This window comes from Enterococcus sp. C57, from assembly GCF_040887305.1.
GTDB lineage: Bacteria > Bacillota > Bacilli > Lactobacillales > Enterococcaceae > Enterococcus_B > Enterococcus_B hirae.
Map to the genome: position 1 here is coordinate 158,336 of NZ_JBFOFP010000002.1, position 16,839 is coordinate 175,174.

Here is a 16,839-nt window from a genome sequence, read left to right on the forward strand (position 1 = left end):
TTTTCTTTAACTGACGACTATTGATAACTTGGCGGTAAATAGAATTTTTGATGATTTTCAAAGATTTCACCAATGTGAAAGAGCAAGTCTTCTCGTCCTCTGGCAGCCATGAATTGGATACCCAAAGGCAGACCTTCCTCACTGATATGTGTGGGTAAACTGATTGCTGGTTGTCCCGTCAAATTTGCCAGTTGGGTGTAAGGCGTGATCTTTAAACTTTCCTCAAACATTTCAGAAATAACTGCTAAACTTTCTTGTTCGTTGCATTCGTTGATTCCAGCCATTTTTGCCCGAATTTCATCGCTTTGAAGATCAGTGGAAATTTCTGGAGCAGTAAATGCTGTTGTCGGCGAAAGAAAAAGATCAACAGTTTGAAATAGTTCTTCCATTGTGATTGCTGCATGATCCCAAACATGAAGCGACTGGATATAGTTCGCTGCAGAAACCTTCTTGCCGTATTCTAGTAGTACCCAAGAAATCGGTTCAAGTTCATTTTGAGCAACCGACCGTCCTAACCCAGATTCAATCGAGTGAATCATACTAGCTGTTTCTGCTCCATTCATTTGGTAATAAGACTGGATCAAGGCTCTTCCATCAAGAGGGTAATTGATTTCAATGATTTCATGGCCTTCTTGTGCTAAAAATGTCACCGCATTGGTCACTGCTTGTCGTGCTTCATCGCTGATTTTTGTGTGGATCGGTGATTCTGTGCAAACAGCGATTTTCAACCGTTTTTTTTGTGGATGCTCTTGCCATTCCGCTGGCGAAACTTGATAAGGCGCTCCTGAATGGATACTTCGCAGTCCTGCAAATAAAGCTTTGGTGTCTCTCATAGAAATGGTCAAACCAAAATCAATCGCTGCTCCTTGCCAACCTCGCCAAGCATGAGGACCAACTGGCATCGTTCCTCGTGAAGGTTTTAACCCAATCAGACCACAAAAGGAAGCAGGTATGCGAATTGATCCTCCACCGTCACTAGCACCAGCGATCGGTAAAATGCCAGAAGCAACAACAGCTGCTGCCCCACCACTTGAACCACCTGGCGAATGCGCAAGATTCCAAGGATTTTTAGCTGGACCATAAAGTTGTGGGTCGGTGATATTCTTAAAACCAAACTCTGGTGCATTTGTTTGGCCAAGTGGGATAAGACCAATTTTTTCAACTTGCGAAACAAAATTTGAATTTCTAGATGAGCGATGAGTTTGAAAAAGCTTTGAGCCTGATGTAGCTAACCAGCCTTGCTTTTCCTGTCCTAACATTTTCAACGGGAAAGGTAAGCCGCTTAAAGGCTGTTCATCCTTTAGAATTGATGCCTCATCTTTAATTGGTTGATCTGTTTCAAAAGTAACGAACGCATTTAATTCTGGATTTAATTTTGCTACTTTTTGGCTAACCTCTTTGACTAATTCCTTGTAACTGAACTGCTTATTTTTTAGACCCTTCACGATCTCCATGCCATCTTTCAAATAAATCCCTCCTTTTATTTGTCATACCTTTGTGCCATTTTCTCATATTTCTATTCAACAAACAAAAAGAATGATTACGCTTCATGTTACAAACGGTGGTGCTATTATCAGTAATTATATACACCTATTGTATCCTAATAGCTAAGGTACTATTCATGGCAAACCAACGAATAGACTAAAAGCTAACCACCAGTTATTATTCTAAAACCACCGGATTGCATAAAAATAAGCCAAAGATTTCCAAAATAAGAGAAACTATGTTTGGATTCTTTGGCTTATTTTTTATTGTTGTCTTTTATTTCATCACTTAGAGAATCGTTAACGATTAGATCGTTTTTAGTTTCCCTCTAAATTCATCGATGGTTCGATACCCTTTTTCTGTCATGATCTGTTCGAGTTCTTTCGTGATGCGATCAAAAATTTTCGGTCCTTCTTTGTGAAGTTCGGTACCGATTTGTAGCATAGTTGCTCCACATAATAAATGTTCAAAAGCATCCTGTCCATTTCGAATGCCTCCAGTACCAATAATTTTGATCTCTGGTTTCAAGCGAGTATAAAAAGCACGGACATTCGCTAAAGCGGTTGGTTTCACATATTCTCCACCAAGTCCACCGAAACCCTCTTTAGGTTTGATCACGACTGCTTCTTTTTGAGGATCGATATACAAACCATTGCCGATACTATTAATAGAATTTACATAAGTTAAAGGAAATTGATTCAAAATTTCAGCCATTTGATCAAAATGCGCCAAATCAAAATATGGGGGCAATTTGATTCCTAATGGTTTGGTGAAACGGGCAAAAACTTGTTGCAATAAATCTTCCGTCGCCTCAAAATCATAGGCTAACTGTGGTTTGCCAGGAACATTGGGACAAGAAAGATTCAATTCAGTGATTCCTTGAAAGTCACTCTTTTCAATCAATGTCAACATTTCCAAATTTTCTGCTGCACTCATGCCTGCAATAGAGAAAAAAAGCGGTTGTGTCTGCTGTTTTTCATAGTTCAATGCATAATCTAAGTAATAATCAAATCCACGATTAGGTAATCCCATGGAATTAATACTTCCAAGAGGTACATCGAAATAACGAGGTTCTGGATTTCCAGCACGTTCATTCAGTGTACAACTCTTTGTGATAAAAGCGCCAGCATTGGATTGTTCCAATTCAACTAGTTCTGTCGTTGTCATGCAATGAACACCGGAGGCATTCATAAAAGGGTTAGCAAAAGTATGATTAAAAAAAGTCGTTTCTAAGGTCAAGTCATTCTCTCCTTTGATGAATCATTTTTTCTAGTTTATCATCAAGTCAAGCAAAAGCAAATAGGATCAAGACAATTAATCATCATTTTCAGTTGCTAAAACTTCTCCCGTTTGACTATTGAGTTTTACTTGAGTACTCTTATTCCCGTTTTTCACTTTCACTTCCCAGTAAGTGGTACCAAGTTCCTTACTAAGATCCCAGTCAGTGGCTGTTCCCCCACCCGCTTGTTTTTCAGCGATTTTCGCTGCTTCTTCAATACTTAGAAGTTTACTTGTGTCCAAAGCATCTTCTTGTTTCTTCTGTCCATTTTGTTCATCTTGATCTAAACGCTCAGGATTTTGTTTTTGAATTTCTTCGTTTGCTGCATTGATCTTCATTTCGTATTCATTTTGGTCATCAACACCATCGATTTTATAGAAGAAACTTCCCCAGCTACTATCTAATTCTAAACTGGTAATCGCTGCATTTGGATATTCTTTTTGAAACAACTCAATCGCTTTTTGTGCAGATACTTTGATCTCTTTTGTTGCATTCGTCCCAGAATTCATTGTTTGATTTGATGCTTCGGTTGAAGAAGTTGCTTGTTGTCCAGTACTTGTTGATGTAGTCGCTGGCGCTGGCGTTGATTCTGGTGTAGCCTGATTCGATTGACACCCTGCTAACAATAGTAAAGAAAATAGCCCACAAAAAATAACATTAGTTTTCATAAAATTTATTTCCTTTCTTGAATAAAAATCACTTTAATTTAAGTATACACAAGTAAAGTTGTTCTGTCATTTTTAAACAAATCAATCATTAAATAGCAAAAAAAGACAAGACTAAAAAAGTAATCAGTCTTGTCTAAAAAATCAAAATAAGAAAAAAATTGTCTCCGCTTCTACGAACAAGCAAAACATGTTTTAAGTAAAAACGCAACGCTTCCTTTCAATTGCTAATATGTAATATCTTTATTGGCTGCTATTCTCAGTTTCAGAAATGTCAGGTATGATCCAGTAATTATCTTTATTATGACTATTGATATATGTACGAAATTTTTCTGATTGGTAGGCTTTCTTAATCGCTTTTGCCCAATCCGTTTTTTCATTTTCTTTTGTCACAGCAGCTACGATTTGTAATTCAGGCACCATTTTTTCTAGCTCGATCAAATGAAGTTGTTCTCGAATTCCTGCATCTTCAACTGTGCTTCCAGGTATGACTTCAAAATCAAGGTCATCCAACACGTGTGGTAAAGTGTTCGTGTCCATCTCTTTGATATTTAACTGATAGGGGTTATTTGTGATTGCTTTTGCAGTCAAGTCGGTACTTTTCACTTGTTTATCCACTTGAATAAAACCAGCTTTAGCAAGAACTGCATAGGCTCGTGCTGCATTACTCGGATCTTGGGGAATCCCAATCATCATTCCTTTTTTCACCTCTTCTTTACTTGTATATTTGGAAGAGTACAAATTACACGGAACAGAGGGTGTAGCAACTAAAGGAACTAAATCAGTCCCATTCTCCTTATTGAAAACATTCATATAAGCGGAGTGTTGAGCAACATTTACATCAATCTTTCCTTCACCTAAGGCAGTATTTGATTGGATAAATTGAGAAAATTCAATTCGTTTAATCGTATATCCTTCCGATTCTAATATAGGTGCAATCGCATCATCAAATAAATCGTTATACGGTCCTCCAGTTACCCCCATGACAATTTCATGTTTTTTCTGAGCGTGTGATGATTGATCTTTTGAATGACAACCACCCCCAATGAGAACCAATACGAACAGACAGACTATAGTCATTATTTTTTTCATGAAGTTTACTCCTTAATATTTAATTTTATGATAAAGATAATTTCCCAGAAATTGGATACTGTTTATTAAAACAATTAAGATAACTACCGTTACAACAATCATCCCACTATTAAATCGTTGATAGCCTTGGGAAATAGCTAAATCCCCGATTCCTCCTCCACCAACAGTTCCCGCCATAGAAGAGGCATTAATTAGTCCAATCATTGAATTAGTAATAGCTAATATAATCGCCGGTCGAGCTTCAGGTAGAATAAAGTAAAGAATGATTTCCAATCGGTTTGCCCCTAAAGTTTTGGCACATTCGATAATTGTAGGAGGGATTTCTAGAATGGCTTGCTCGATTAAACGGCCCATAAAGGGAACAATATATAACGTTAGCGGGACAATAGCAGCAGTTGTTCCAATGGAAGTTCCAACAACTAAGCGAGTAAAAGGCAAAATAGCCACCAATAAAATGATAAATGGCACTGAACGCAAGATGTTGATAAGCGTCTGTAACACCGTGTACATAGGAGAATTAGCTAAAACACCTTGTTTTCTGGTCTCTGCTAATAGTATGCCTAAAGGAACTCCTAAGCCGATAGCGAACACCAAAGAAATACTGACCATATAAATCGATTCATAAGTTGCTTTGAGAATGATTTCTGATGAAAGTATTTCAAACATCAACGGTCACCTTCTCATAACTAATTAGTTGGTCAATAAATTCATTATCAGGAATTTTATTCGTTAGAAAATACATCGCAAAAAAACGTTCTCCGCTAATATGTATGGTTTTGATATCATAGACCGTCCCCTCTATTTTACTTTCTTGAAAACGAGCATAATTTGTGGCATTCATCAGGAAGTATAGGACATAATTAAAAGAAATCGATTCTTTTTTTGGATACTTAGGATAAATCATATCGGCTAAAAATTCACGAACTAAATTGCTTTGAGGACTTAAAAACATTTTTTTGGTTGTTGCCTGTTCAATAACTTTTCCTGAATCAATGACAGCCACTTCATCACAAATTTCTTTTATCGCCTCCATTTCATGGGTGACTAAAATGATGGTGGTTCCTAGTTCCTCATTCACTTTTTTTAACAAATTTAAAATACTTTTTTTAGCGGTTGGATCAAGAGCGCTAGTAATTTCGTCGCATAATAAAAGCGAAGGCTCCGTTACTAACGCTCTAGCAATCCCCACTCGTTGTTTCTGCCCACCAGATAAATGGGAGGGATATGTATTTTTTTCTCTATCATCGATACATAACGTAAAACGTTTTCAATTCTTTTGTCGTATTCCTGCTTATTGACTTTGCTAAATCTCAGAGCAAGTCGAATGTTATCAGCGACAGTTTTTGACTGCAATAAGGCATAATGTTGAAATATTGTGCTGCTTTTCACATCTTTTGATAGAGATATCTTACCTTTTGTTGGTTGATCTAATCCGTTTATTAAACGAATCATTGTACTTTTTCCTGCACCACTTCGTCCAATGATACCAAAGATTTTACCTTTTGGTATAAATAAATTGAGATCATTTAGGATCATGGTACCTCCAAAAGACTTTGAAACGTGTTCAAATGAAATCAAGCTCTCATTCCTTTCCGGCGCATTCATATAAAAACTTTAACTATGTGGGAATTAATAGAAAGACGATAAAAATCCTTAATAATTAAGTCTTTTTATGTAATAGATGCGCACATCTATATTTTGATTTCTTCTTTTCGAATTAAATATAGCATGGAAAAATAGCCATGTCGAGACTAATATGTGATGTTGATCACATGATCATTGATAAAAAGCGAGAAGCAGAATGTTCCTTTCTTACACTTGATGAAAACAGTGATCAAGCAATGAACTAGCTCGAAAAATAATCAAATGCAGTGGAAATGCAGTGGCGACAAAAAAATAAAGCTAAAAACATCAACAGAACGGCTCTTTATCAATGTTTTTAGCTTTGTATGTATTCAATTGGCGGGAATGTGTAGGAATCGAACCTACCCAAGAAGCTCTTAACTCCTCATACTGGTTTTGAAGACCAGAGGGAACACCAGAACCCATCCACTCCCCTAATAAAAACATTCTAACATTTTTCGTTTGTTCAATCAATATCAAATGCTAGAATGTTTGTAGTTATAAAAGACTGGACTAGCTTTAATATCTGTTAGTTGTTCTCTTTTTATTTTACTAGGATACGTTGCGGTAAACGTTTCATAAACCAAGCAACGAGTAAACAAGAAAGCATCTTATCCACAATATTTCCTGCAACAGTTGCCCAATAAGTTGCAGTGATCATTTCTTTACCGGAAGCCTTGAAAGCAAAAATGAGGATGTCCGTTCCTGAACCGGTAAAACCACCAAATAAAGCTAAACGGATCGGCGCACCGATCATTGGACAAACAACGGCTAATAGTCCCCCTGCTATTAGAGCTTTTTTGTAAGAAAATCCATTCTTCGCTAGTAAAGAACAGATAATTGCTACAACAATATTTACGAATACAAAAGGAACAGCCAACGGCCCACTGATGATCCCCATTAATAAATTAGTGGCAATCCCAGTCATTATCCCATAACTCATACCAAAATTGGCTGAAATATAAATCGTTCCCATCGTATCTAAAAATAATAAGGGGATTTTCATTAGTGAAACAGCCTCACCTAAAACAACATTTAAAACAACGGCCATTGCACATAAAGTCAATATTTTCATTTTATTATTCATCGTTTACTTTTCCTTCTAAAAATAGTTTTAATTTCTGATATAAATCGCCTTGTGATTCTTCTGTATACCAAGTTGGAACTTCAAAATAAGGATTAACAATCCCATGATTCTTACATAATTCAAAATACTCTTCCATTAGCACGCCTCGCTGTGCTGAGATGGAACAATTAGGACTTTCATTGATCCCGATGATTCCCAAATAGCGATAATCATTCGCTTGATACTCTTTGATTTGTTGAATGACTGGTTGCAACATACTTTGACATTTTTGACGATAGCCTGGTATAGCAACATATTCTTGATAAGTCATTGGTGGTCTCTCTTTTCCTAAGGTCAAAAATTCAGGACAAGGCAATTGTAGCAACGCAACGCCTTGATTTAATAAAGAAATGGCCAAAGGAAAAGCACCACGAGCCCGTTCCCATCCAGGTATCACCGCATGTTGATTCAAGATGCAGTGTGAAACAACCACAAATTCTCTCTTTAATTTCATGTTATTTCCTCACAAAAAATCTTTTCTAAACTGACGAACACCTGATGAAGTTCTTCTTCAAAAATCGTGCGCATATCTAAATAGTTTCGCTCATTTTTTACCCGACTAATCACTGGAACAATTCCTTTTCTTAGTCTTCGTTGCAGCTCTTCCGCATGCCATTGCTTACTTTTTACTGTTACTGCATAGGTAGGTAATAAGCTTTCTGGATACGTTCCACCACCAACCGTACTATAATCTTTTTCGATAGCGACTTCGAGTTGCTCGATTTTTTTTAACTTTTCAGCTAATATTTGTGCGCGATTCAAACAATTTTCGATCTTATCCGATAGCATTTGCAAAGTAGGCAAGGATCGAATGGCTTCTTCTTCATCAAGATAAAGTTCTAAAGTTGCTTCTAATGCACTTAGAGTCATTTTATCGACTCTTAATGCACGCAGTAGTTGATTTTCTTTCATCCTCTGAATATACGTTTTTTTACCTACAATAATTCCGGCTTGTGGTCCGCCTAATAATTTATCTCCACTAAAGGAGACCACATCACACCCTTGCTCGATTACTTCTCGAACAGTCGGTTCATACGGTAAGCCAAAGCGGCGCATGTCAATGAGTAGACCGCTACCCAGATCATTGATTAACGGGACTTGATGTTTTTGTGCTAAGAGAGTTAACTCTGATAAGTGAGGAGTTTCTGTAAATCCAATGATTCGATAATTACTGGTGTGGACTTTTAAAATCGCTCCAGTTTCAGAAGTCAAAGCCTGTTGGTAATCTCTAATATGCGTTTTATTGGTTGTTCCAACTTCTCTAATTTTTCCACCTGTTGCGGTAATTACCTCTGGAATACGAAAAGATCCTCCTATTTCAACAAGTTCCCCTCGAGAAACCAATACTTCTTTATCAGTAGCCAAAGTATCAAGAATTAACATAACAGCTGCTGCGTTATTATTCACCACTAAGACGTCTTCTGCTCCAGTAAGTTTTTTTAGAATATGCGTTAAATGACTGTATCGGGTACCTCTCTTGCCACTAGTTAAATCCATTTCTAAATTTGAATAGGAAAAACTTATTGTCTTTAATTGTTCCTCAATTTTCTTACTAAGTAAGGAACGTCCTAAATTTGTATGCAGAATCGTACCTGTCCCATTAATTACTTTTTGTAACGAATATGTTCGTTGTTTCACTTTTTCAATCACTCGAATACAGAGTTCTTCAATCGCTGGAGGTAACACTTCTTCTTTTAAAACAGTTTTTCTAGTTTGTTCTAAAACACTTTGTACCTGTTGTTTGACTACTCCGTAAGAATACTTCTTTTCTAATATTTGCAATTCAGGAGTTTTTAATAAACGATCCACTGAAGGCAAATCTGCTAATCGTCGTTGTATTTCTCTAGCCATCGTTTACCTGCTTTCTATCGTTTTGCAATTATTCTCAACGCCTTTATGGTTTTTTCTATTTCTTCTTCTGTTGTAAAACGGGATAAAGATACTCGAACAGTTCCAGTATTTTTAGTTCCTAAATCTTGATGTATTAGCGGTGAACAATGGTAGCCTGAACGTGTGGCAATGCCAAACTCTTCCCACAGAATGTCACTGATTAAAGCTGATTCTGCAGATCTGATATTCAACGAAAAAACGTCTATATGCTCTTTCGTGAAATCTCCATAAAACGTTAATTCTGAAATCTTCATCGCTTCTTGGTAGAAGTAGTTTCCCAATGATGGTGTCTCTTGGGACATTAGCCAACCTACACTGGCTGCTAATCCAGCAATTCCTGGCACATTTGCTGTCCCAGCCTCCAACATTGCTGGCAATTCATCCGGCTGCTCCTTAGAGAAGGACTTCATACCATCACCACCAGTTATTATCGGTGTAAGTTTCAGTTTTTTGTGAATACAGATGCCCCCAGTTCCTTGTGGTCCATGTAACGCTTTGTGTCCAGTGAAACAAGCCGCTGCGACCTTCCCATCACTTAAGTCAATTGGTAGATGACCAGCTGTTTGAGAAATATCTAAGATTAAATACAGCTGATGTTTGTGGCAAAAACGTTTTATCCATTCAATATCTAAAAGATTCCCTGTCACATTACTTGCATGATTGCAGACCACTACTTTGGTTTTTGCGTTTAATTTTTCAGTAAATTCTTCATAATTCAACTGTCCAGTGATCGGATGACTACTGATAATGTCGTAGGAAACGCCTAGTTTTTCTAATTGATAGAGTGGTCGCAGCACGGAATTGTGTTCCCAACTTGTGGTCAATACATGATCACCAGCTTGAATGAACCCTTTTAATACTGCATTAAGAGCAATAGTCACGCTTCCAGAAAAAATAATTTCATATAAATCCCCGGTATGAAAAAAACTTTTTAATGTATCTCTTGCCATTTCTATTAATTGATAAGCACGAATGGAATAGCTATGAGCGCCACGAGCTGGGTTGCCATACCTCTCACTTTCAAGCACATCTAGGATTGTTTGTTTCATACAAACCGGCTTTTGGACTGTCGTAGCTGCATTATCTAAATAAATAGTCATACTAGTCTCCTTCTTGTTTCCCTAAAATCCGATAATTTTCTACTCGTTTTGTGATGCCGAGTTTATCGATTGATTCTAAAATAAGCATGGAAGCTTTTCGGCTCGAGTTTGTCATATCACGAAAATCAGCTAGTGTCATTTTCTTGTTTTTCTTGATATAAGTCTGGATTTGTTGAATAGCTTGCTGGTAAATCTTTCCTGACAGAACATATTCGTGGGTTAAAAAAACAGCGCTGGTGGCATCTAAAGCTTCCAATACTTCTTCAGCATTTTTGTCTAAAAGGGCTAACTCTTCTTTTTTTATCGGCATATAACCACTGTTTTTTAGGTAACGTTCAATTTTTTGTTTGGCGACTTGTTGATAGCTATTAAATTGTACTTGAAAATCATAAACAGATAATCGTTTCTGTTGTTCTTTGATTACGTTGAATTTTTTTAATAATTGAATCAAGACGAAAACTTCTTTTTCGGTCAAGCCATTTCGTATTTTAGAACGAAATTCTTCTAAAGGCATACCATCCCGTAGACGGTATTTTTTGTGATACTCTTCTAAGATCTTTTGTGCTTTTACTGCTAATTGTTGATATCTTTCATAAAGTAAAAACCCACAAGAGGTAAAGAAGATTTGACTTTTATCCTGTAGTTCTTCTAATGAATGGCTTAGTTGATCAAGGGGGACACCCAGATAGGTCAACAATTCTTTTTCTACTGTAAATGGCTGTTTCTTATTTAACATAAAATCAATTATCATACTGTTCAGATTGCCATTTTCTTTCGCTTTTAAGCTTTCTAAAATCGCCTGTTTGAATCGACGATGTTTTTTTGGAACGGCGTTTAAGACTTCACCTCCAGCAATCGTATGCATGGGTGAATAAGAGCGTAGAATAAAACGATCTTTTTCTTTTACAGAAACTTTTTCTTCTAATCGTAACTGCAAAAAGCCTTCTTCGTTTGGCCCAATCCAATCTAATCCTAATGGAACAGTACGAGCCATTATTTCTTTTGTTCCGATCAACACTCTAACCCGATCCCATAGATTAATTCCCCCATCCGTCCCTGCCAAGCAAGATACCTTAACATCCAACATCCAGCTTTCCTCTAAAGAATCCGCGGTTGATAGAACATCCCCGCGCGTGACTTCTTCACGGGTAATGTTTGCTAAATTGATAGCAGTTCGTTGTCCAGCATATGCTTTTTGAACGTTATTTTCATGTACCTGCAGATTTCTTATCCGAACTTTTCGCTTATTTGGGTAGAGATAGCAGTTTTCTCCAACGGTTAGTTCCCCTTCCAGCAAAGTGCCTGTAACTACTGTACCGAAGCCTTTTACACTGAAAACCCGATCGATATTTAACCTTGGTGTTCCACTACTTACTTGTTCTGATGTTTGCTCCGTGTAGGCTTCGATTTTTTTTAGTAATTGTTTGATCCCTTTTCCACTAATGGCATCGGTTTCAATTATTTCCGTTTTTTCTAAAGGCGTGTGAAGTAATTGATCACGTATATCTTCGATGACTAGTTCTTTCAATTCAGCATCAATCGTATCAATTTTTGTTAATACAATTAAAAAATGGTGGATTCCTAATAAATTCAAAATATCAATATGCTCTTTTGTTTGAGGCATGATTCCTTCACTAGCATCAATGACTAATAAAATAAGATTAAGACCAGGTAGTCCAGCAACCATATTTTTAATAAATTTTTCATGGCCAGGAACATCTACGAAACCCACACGTTGTTGATTTGGTAAATTTAAGTAAGCAAATCCTAGATTAATCGACATGCCCCTTTTTTTTTCTTCTTTTGTTGTGTCAGTATCTATTCCAGTCAGCGCTTTGATCAATGTTGTTTTTCCATGATCAATATGCCCAGCTGTTCCAATTACAATATTTGCCATTTCTTTTACCCCTTATAATAAGTAATACGTTACATCCAGTCCAACTTGAAGCGCTTTATAAAAACCTTCTGATGACACATTATTTTTAGCTAAAATATGCCGTATCTGATTTTCAGCTTCTAGCGGAAATTTTAAAGAAAAACCACAGCTAAGATATATTTTTTCGGGTGTAGGAATGATTCTTACAGATAGTTTAGCTGATTGGCACATCAGCTCAGCTCTCATTGCTTCACGTGTCGAATGAAATAATACCACTCCATATGACTTCATTGTTTACTCCTTAAGGTTTGATGATTTTTTTAGATTGTCGCATCATTTCAACAATATGATACATATTGGTCACTTCACCGACTTTACATTTTTCACTGAGATTATAATAGTTAAGACAGGCTCCACAAGCATAAATTTCTACCCCATTTTCCGCAAGAATCTGTAAATCCTCCAAGGAATCCGAGTTGTCGTTTACTAAATGGACCCCACCATTGTAGAAAATGATTTTTTCGGGCAAATCAGGTTGTTCGGTTAAAGAATAAATAAACATTTTTAATAATTGTTTCCCTAATTCTTTCGACCCTTGCCCCATCATATTCGTGTCGACAACAACTATATAATTGTCTTCAATATCATTTTCTCTTGTAAGTTCTTGTTCATAAATAGAAGCTATCCCTCCGTTTTTCTTGGAGATACGTACAGTAAACGATTGTGCATCATTTTGCTTTACTTGATAATCATAACCTAGTTGTCCCGCCATTTTTTTTAGGTTTTGTGCAGCAATCTCATTATCGACAGTTGTTTCTACTGTATCGTTTTCTTCCAAAGCTTTCTTTGTTTCAATCACTGGAAGGGGACATACTTTTCCCAATGCGTTAATTTTAACCATTTTGATTCTCCTTTCCATGTGTAGTGAATCATGGGATCAGTTTATTAGACTAATCGAACAATTTTTTTCTTAATAAACCATGATTTCTGCTGTCTTTTTTTTCGTAACAACGCCAAAATCTTTGGCTAAGATATTGGCTGATTTCAGATCTTCTTCTAATTTTTTTGCTTCTTTAGCCGGGATACTTACCAATAATCCTCCAGATGTCTGTGGATCATATAGCAACTCTTCGATTCCTAAGTCATCGACATAAAAGGCCATCTTTTTTTCCATAAAATTTCGGTTTCGTTGTCCTCCAGCAGTAAAAAGAAAGGCTTTTGCTCCTTCATAAGCTTCTTCAAAATATGGCAGTTTTTCTGAATAGATTTCAGCTGAAAAATTGTCATGTAACATTTCATGAAGATGTCCTGCTAACCCAAATCCTGTTACGTCGGTACAACTAGTGATTGGATATTTTCTGATGATAGCCATCGCATATTTATTTAAGGTTTCCATACTTTTTGTTGCTTTGGCAAACCCTTCTTTGGTTATTGCCCCGGCGCTGTAACCAATGGTAATAATGCTTACACCTAGAGGTTTTGTTAAGATTAAGTGATCTCCTTCTTGACAAGTATTATTTTTGTAAATATTGTTTGGATGAATTGTGCCAGTTACAGAAAGTCCATATTTGACTGAACGGTCATGGATTGAGTGCCCACCTGCTAAGATTCCACCTGCTTCTTGAACTTTTTCAGCCCCACCTCTTAAAATCTCTTTTAAAACCTGTAGTTCTTTTTCTTCAGGAAAAGCAACAATATTTAAGGCAGATAATACATCCCCTCCCATCGCATAAACATCACTCATCGCATTGGCAGCAGCAATTTTGCCAAATAAATAAGGATCTGTCACCATAGTAGGAAAAAAGTCTAACGTCTGAATAATTGCTAATTCATCGGTCAATTTGATAACGGCTGCGTCATCTGTTGCATCAAAGCCCACTAACAATTTTTCATCTTGGGATTTAGGGAGGTCTGCTAAAATATTCCCTAGATTTCCAGGACCAATCTTAGCGTTACATCCACCACAAATAATTAATTGTTCGATTTCTTTTTTCATTGGCATCCACTTCCTTTTCATATAGTGTAATAATCGATGACTTTTCCTCTGCTGCTTACTGTTTCATTTTCTATAGTTACACCAACAATCAGAAAATAGCGGGCAAATCATTAAAATAACTATGCTAGTTTGGTGTACTAAAAATGAAGAAGTGGCTGTACAGTTCTTTCCACTCCTTCACATTTTGCTACTAGATTAAGCTTTTCTATTTTTTAGAAAACATTCCTTTTCGCATATATGTAATTCCTGAGTAAATAATTACAGCAATGATTACCCAAGTCAGCATATTCAAATCTAAACTTGTGACGAATTTAACAGCAATAATTACCCCAATTACTCCACCAATCGTAATTGCCAAACTAACTTTACGCGCATAATCACCAGATTTAATAAAGTTACCTGAAGCAACGGGCATCAATCCTGCACAAGAAGCCATCATAATAGGAAAAGCAACAAGCGGACTTAACCCCAACATGTATACTAATGCCATACATGGTGCATATAAACCTACGCCAATCGTCATTAATGCACCTAATAGGAAATTACCGATGACGCCGATGATTAGCTTAAGACCTGTTAAAGCAGTCGCTTCATTTCCAGAGCCTAAGAGATCCAGCATTCCAGCTTGTTTTAGCCCCATTAAAATTGCTGTCACAATCAAAGCAAGTCCCATAAAAAACTGCACCTTTTTTTCAGGTAGCTTACTGACTGTTTTCGAACCCACAAACGAACCCACAATTGCTGCTGCAACTAATGAAAACAGAGTAATAGGTGATACTTTAACAACAGTAATGAAAATAAAAGCTTCAATGATTACCGGAATAGAGTGTGCCACATTGAGCGTTCCTGGTAATTGTCGATCGTTATCTAATTGCTTGGTAAATTCTAGTAACATGGTTGTTGGCGCAAAACTACCAATCCCTAATGTATCTAAAAAATCGGTAATTAACCCAATTGTTCCAGAAATAAGATAATTTCCTCCACCCCAATTTCCTTTATTTGCAAGTAAGTCGAGAACAAAAAAGAATAAGAAATAGAGTAATAAAACGCTTAATAAACCCAACAGTAGTTGTACCATGATACCTCCTTAATAGTAAGCAGAGTTTTACTAACCCATCATTTTTTATGTAACCATCTGTTAATGGCTAGGACTAGAGAATTCAATTCACATTTTGGATGGTTATACCTTGTATTTTAATCAAGTAAAAATCCATTTTTTAATGAGTCTTTAGGATCGACAAGGAATTGATTAAATCCTGTAATATAAGCAGATCCCGTCACTTTGGGAATAATCGCTTGATAATTTCCTACACGTGTTTCCTTTGTAATTTCTCCCTTAAACATCGTTCCTAAAATACTTTCATAGACAAAACTTTCACCAATTTTCAACTCGTTTTTTGCATACAAAGTTGCTAATTTAGCACTCGTTCCCGTTCCGCAAGGTGAACGATCAACTTGTCCATCCCCGAATACCACGACATTTTGATAAGTAGCTTCAGGACTTTTAGCAGGACCATAAAATTCGACTAAGTCAACGGTTTTAATATGTTTTAATCGGGGATGTTGGATCTCGATATTTTGATTAATCGCTTCGCGAATTTTTAGACCTGCTTCAGTAAATCTTGACGCATTCTTCGGCTCAATTGTTAAACCAACTTCTTCGGCTTTTAATATGGCAAAAAAACTTCCGCCAAAAGAAATATCCACATGAACTGTCCCAATATCGGGCACACTCACTGCCACATTTTCTTTATATAGAAAGGATTCCACGTTTTCAAAAGAGACCGATTCCGCAGAGTAATCTTCATCCAGATGAACCTCTCCGCAAACAATCCCCGCAGGTGTATCTTGCGTTACTTTAACCACACGGGTTCCTTCTCCTACATCTACCCAGCCCAATTCTACAGCTGCTGTCATTGCCGCAATGGTGTTGTGACCGCACATATTTAAATAGCCACCAGAATCCATGAAAATAATCCCGTAGTCTGCCTCGTCATGAACCGGTTCACAAATAAAAGCCCCGAACATATTTTTATGCCCTCGTGGTTCATGCATTAGCATTTTACGTAAATCATCTGCTTGTGTTTCCAGGTATATTTTTTTATCCGCCATCGTTTTTCCATGAAATTTAGGAATGCCTCCTACAATTAACCGAGCGGCTTCACCAGCTGTATGGGTATCTACTACTGATATCATTTTTGATACTTTCATACTAACCTCCACGTTACTTCAATTTTTGATTATCTTTACGCATCTTTAGTTTTATAAAAGCGAGCGCTTTAACTGCATCATAGAAAGTGATCGTATTTTCTCCAACCACTTCCGTTTCAATCCCTGCTTGTGATTTATTAAAATCCAGCACATATTTTGTATAATCATTTTCTACGACAAACTTGGCTTGTTTCCCAATAAATTTGAGCCCAATAACACTGATGCCACGACGACCTATTTCTTCTAGGGTATTGGCAAAATCGATGTCTGAATTTCCCCAACCATCTGTTGATAAAACAACGCCATCTGTAGCCATCGCTTCTAGCCAAGTAGCTGTTCGTTGTCCGACTAGATGCTTCATTTCATTGCTTTGAGGCGTGCCAATAATAATAACACCTTGGAAATCAATGTCAGGATCTTTGCTTAAAACATCCAGTAAAGGATCTTTAAAAAGGTGCATCGAAGTTTCTTTAGTTGATGGTCCTATTCCCATACA

At 36.9% G+C, this 16,839-nt stretch carries 16 protein-coding genes, 1 tRNA gene and 1 pseudogene; all 18 read right to left on the bottom strand.

Features of this window, described 5'->3' with window-relative positions:
• Positions 1–17: 17 nt before the first annotated feature.
• The 18 genes and pseudogenes from AB5M32_RS02660 to AB5M32_RS02745 all read right to left on the bottom strand — a co-directional run bounded on the left by AB5M32_RS02660 (position 18) and on the right by AB5M32_RS02745 (position 16,836).
• Positions 18–1,466 carry an amidase gene (locus AB5M32_RS02660; protein ID WP_178286256.1) on the bottom strand — a complete coding sequence of 483 codons (1,449 nt, stop codon included), beginning with the start codon at positions 1,464–1,466 and terminating at the stop codon, positions 18–20.
• 325 nt (positions 1,467–1,791) lie between these two features.
• On the bottom strand, positions 1,792–2,724 hold the full coding sequence (locus AB5M32_RS02665) for a dihydroorotate oxidase (protein WP_034697978.1): 933 nt from the start codon (positions 2,722–2,724) through the stop codon (positions 1,792–1,794).
• A 75-nt stretch (positions 2,725–2,799) separates the two neighbouring features.
• Entirely contained in the window at positions 2,800–3,432 is a 633-nt protein-coding gene (locus AB5M32_RS02670) for a PepSY domain-containing protein (protein WP_178286255.1), read from the bottom strand.
• A gap of 240 nt (positions 3,433–3,672) precedes the next feature.
• Entirely contained in the window at positions 3,673–4,521 is an 849-nt protein-coding gene (locus AB5M32_RS02675; protein ID WP_178286254.1) for a MetQ/NlpA family ABC transporter substrate-binding protein, read from the bottom strand.
• 12 nt (positions 4,522–4,533) lie between these two features.
• Positions 4,534–5,187, bottom strand: coding sequence for a methionine ABC transporter permease (locus AB5M32_RS02680; RefSeq protein ID WP_161652411.1), 654 nt, complete (start codon positions 5,185–5,187; stop codon positions 4,534–4,536).
• A pseudogene (locus AB5M32_RS02685) lies at positions 5,180–6,126 on the bottom strand (methionine ABC transporter ATP-binding protein). Before AB5M32_RS02685 ends, AB5M32_RS02680 begins: the two are co-directional and overlap by 8 nt.
• Before the next feature lie 355 nt (positions 6,127–6,481).
• A tRNA-Sec gene (locus tag AB5M32_RS02690) sits at positions 6,482–6,578 on the bottom strand.
• Between the two features lie 110 nt (positions 6,579–6,688).
• Positions 6,689–7,231, bottom strand: a complete 543-nt coding sequence (locus AB5M32_RS02695) for a CD3073 family putative ECF transporter S component (RefSeq protein WP_178286253.1) — start codon at positions 7,229–7,231, stop codon at positions 6,689–6,691.
• Complete coding sequence (locus AB5M32_RS02700) at positions 7,224–7,724, bottom strand: CD3072 family TudS-related putative desulfidase (protein ID WP_034697986.1); 501 nt, start codon at positions 7,722–7,724, stop codon at positions 7,224–7,226. Before AB5M32_RS02700 ends, AB5M32_RS02695 begins: the two co-directional genes overlap by 8 nt.
• Positions 7,721–9,121, bottom strand: coding sequence for an L-seryl-tRNA(Sec) selenium transferase (gene selA, locus AB5M32_RS02705; RefSeq protein WP_178286252.1), 1,401 nt, complete (start codon positions 9,119–9,121; stop codon positions 7,721–7,723). Before selA ends, AB5M32_RS02700 begins: the two co-directional genes overlap by 4 nt.
• A 14-nt stretch (positions 9,122–9,135) precedes the next feature.
• Complete coding sequence (locus AB5M32_RS02710) at positions 9,136–10,260, bottom strand: aminotransferase class V-fold PLP-dependent enzyme (protein ID WP_178286251.1); 1,125 nt, start codon at positions 10,258–10,260, stop codon at positions 9,136–9,138.
• 1 nt (position 10,261) lies between these two features.
• Positions 10,262–12,157, bottom strand: a complete 1,896-nt coding sequence (selB, locus tag AB5M32_RS02715) for a selenocysteine-specific translation elongation factor (RefSeq protein WP_178286250.1) — start codon at positions 12,155–12,157, stop codon at positions 10,262–10,264.
• Positions 12,158–12,169: 12 nt separating this feature from the next.
• On the bottom strand, positions 12,170–12,427 hold the full coding sequence (locus tag AB5M32_RS02720) for a DUF3343 domain-containing protein (protein WP_010737598.1): 258 nt from the start codon (positions 12,425–12,427) through the stop codon (positions 12,170–12,172).
• A 10-nt stretch (positions 12,428–12,437) separates the two neighbouring features.
• On the bottom strand, positions 12,438–13,037 hold the full coding sequence (gene yedF, locus AB5M32_RS02725; RefSeq protein ID WP_178286249.1) for a sulfurtransferase-like selenium metabolism protein YedF: 600 nt from the start codon (positions 13,035–13,037) through the stop codon (positions 12,438–12,440).
• A gap of 69 nt (positions 13,038–13,106) precedes the next feature.
• A complete protein-coding gene (selD, locus tag AB5M32_RS02730) occupies positions 13,107–14,138 on the bottom strand; it encodes a selenide, water dikinase SelD (RefSeq protein ID WP_178286247.1) in 1,032 nt (343 codons plus the stop codon).
• 199 nt (positions 14,139–14,337) lie between these two features.
• Positions 14,338–15,210, bottom strand: a complete 873-nt coding sequence (locus tag AB5M32_RS02735; RefSeq protein WP_010737601.1) for a sulfite exporter TauE/SafE family protein — start codon at positions 15,208–15,210, stop codon at positions 14,338–14,340.
• Positions 15,211–15,326: 116 nt separating this feature from the next.
• The gene (locus AB5M32_RS02740; RefSeq protein ID WP_126343891.1) at positions 15,327–16,343 is read right to left on the bottom strand and encodes a proline racemase family protein; all 1,017 of its coding nucleotides are present in this window, start codon (positions 16,341–16,343) and stop codon (positions 15,327–15,329) included.
• Positions 16,344–16,356: 13 nt separating this feature from the next.
• Positions 16,357–16,836, bottom strand: coding sequence for a glycine/sarcosine/betaine reductase component B subunit (locus AB5M32_RS02745; RefSeq protein ID WP_034698007.1), 480 nt, complete (start codon positions 16,834–16,836; stop codon positions 16,357–16,359).
• Positions 16,837–16,839: the final 3 nt, after the last annotated feature.

Coding starts and splice junctions, on each gene's coding strand:
- AB5M32_RS02670 (WP_178286255.1), bottom strand. CDS start 3,432: ATGAAAACTAATGTTATTTTTTGTGGGCTATTTTCTTTACTATTGTTA.
- AB5M32_RS02675 (WP_178286254.1), bottom strand. CDS start 4,521: ATGAAAAAAATAATGACTATAGTCTGTCTGTTCGTATTGGTTCTCATT.
- AB5M32_RS02680 (WP_161652411.1), bottom strand. CDS start 5,187: ATGTTTGAAATACTTTCATCAGAAATCATTCTCAAAGCAACTTATGAA.
- AB5M32_RS02695 (WP_178286253.1), bottom strand. CDS start 7,231: ATGAATAATAAAATGAAAATATTGACTTTATGTGCAATGGCCGTTGTT.
- AB5M32_RS02700 (WP_034697986.1), bottom strand. CDS start 7,724: ATGAAATTAAAGAGAGAATTTGTGGTTGTTTCACACTGCATCTTGAAT.
- selA (WP_178286252.1), bottom strand. CDS start 9,121: ATGGCTAGAGAAATACAACGACGATTAGCAGATTTGCCTTCAGTGGAT.
- AB5M32_RS02710 (WP_178286251.1), bottom strand. CDS start 10,260: ATGACTATTTATTTAGATAATGCAGCTACGACAGTCCAAAAGCCGGTT.
- selB (WP_178286250.1), bottom strand. CDS start 12,157: ATGGCAAATATTGTAATTGGAACAGCTGGGCATATTGATCATGGAAAA.
- AB5M32_RS02720 (WP_010737598.1), bottom strand. CDS start 12,427: ATGAAGTCATATGGAGTGGTATTATTTCATTCGACACGTGAAGCAATG.
- yedF (WP_178286249.1), bottom strand. CDS start 13,037: ATGGTTAAAATTAACGCATTGGGAAAAGTATGTCCCCTTCCAGTGATT.
- selD (WP_178286247.1), bottom strand. CDS start 14,138: ATGCCAATGAAAAAAGAAATCGAACAATTAATTATTTGTGGTGGATGT.
- AB5M32_RS02735 (WP_010737601.1), bottom strand. CDS start 15,210: ATGGTACAACTACTGTTGGGTTTATTAAGCGTTTTATTACTCTATTTC.
- AB5M32_RS02740 (WP_126343891.1), bottom strand. CDS start 16,343: ATGAAAGTATCAAAAATGATATCAGTAGTAGATACCCATACAGCTGGT.
- AB5M32_RS02745 (WP_034698007.1), bottom strand. CDS start 16,836: ATGGGAATAGGACCATCAACTAAAGAAACTTCGATGCACCTTTTTAAA.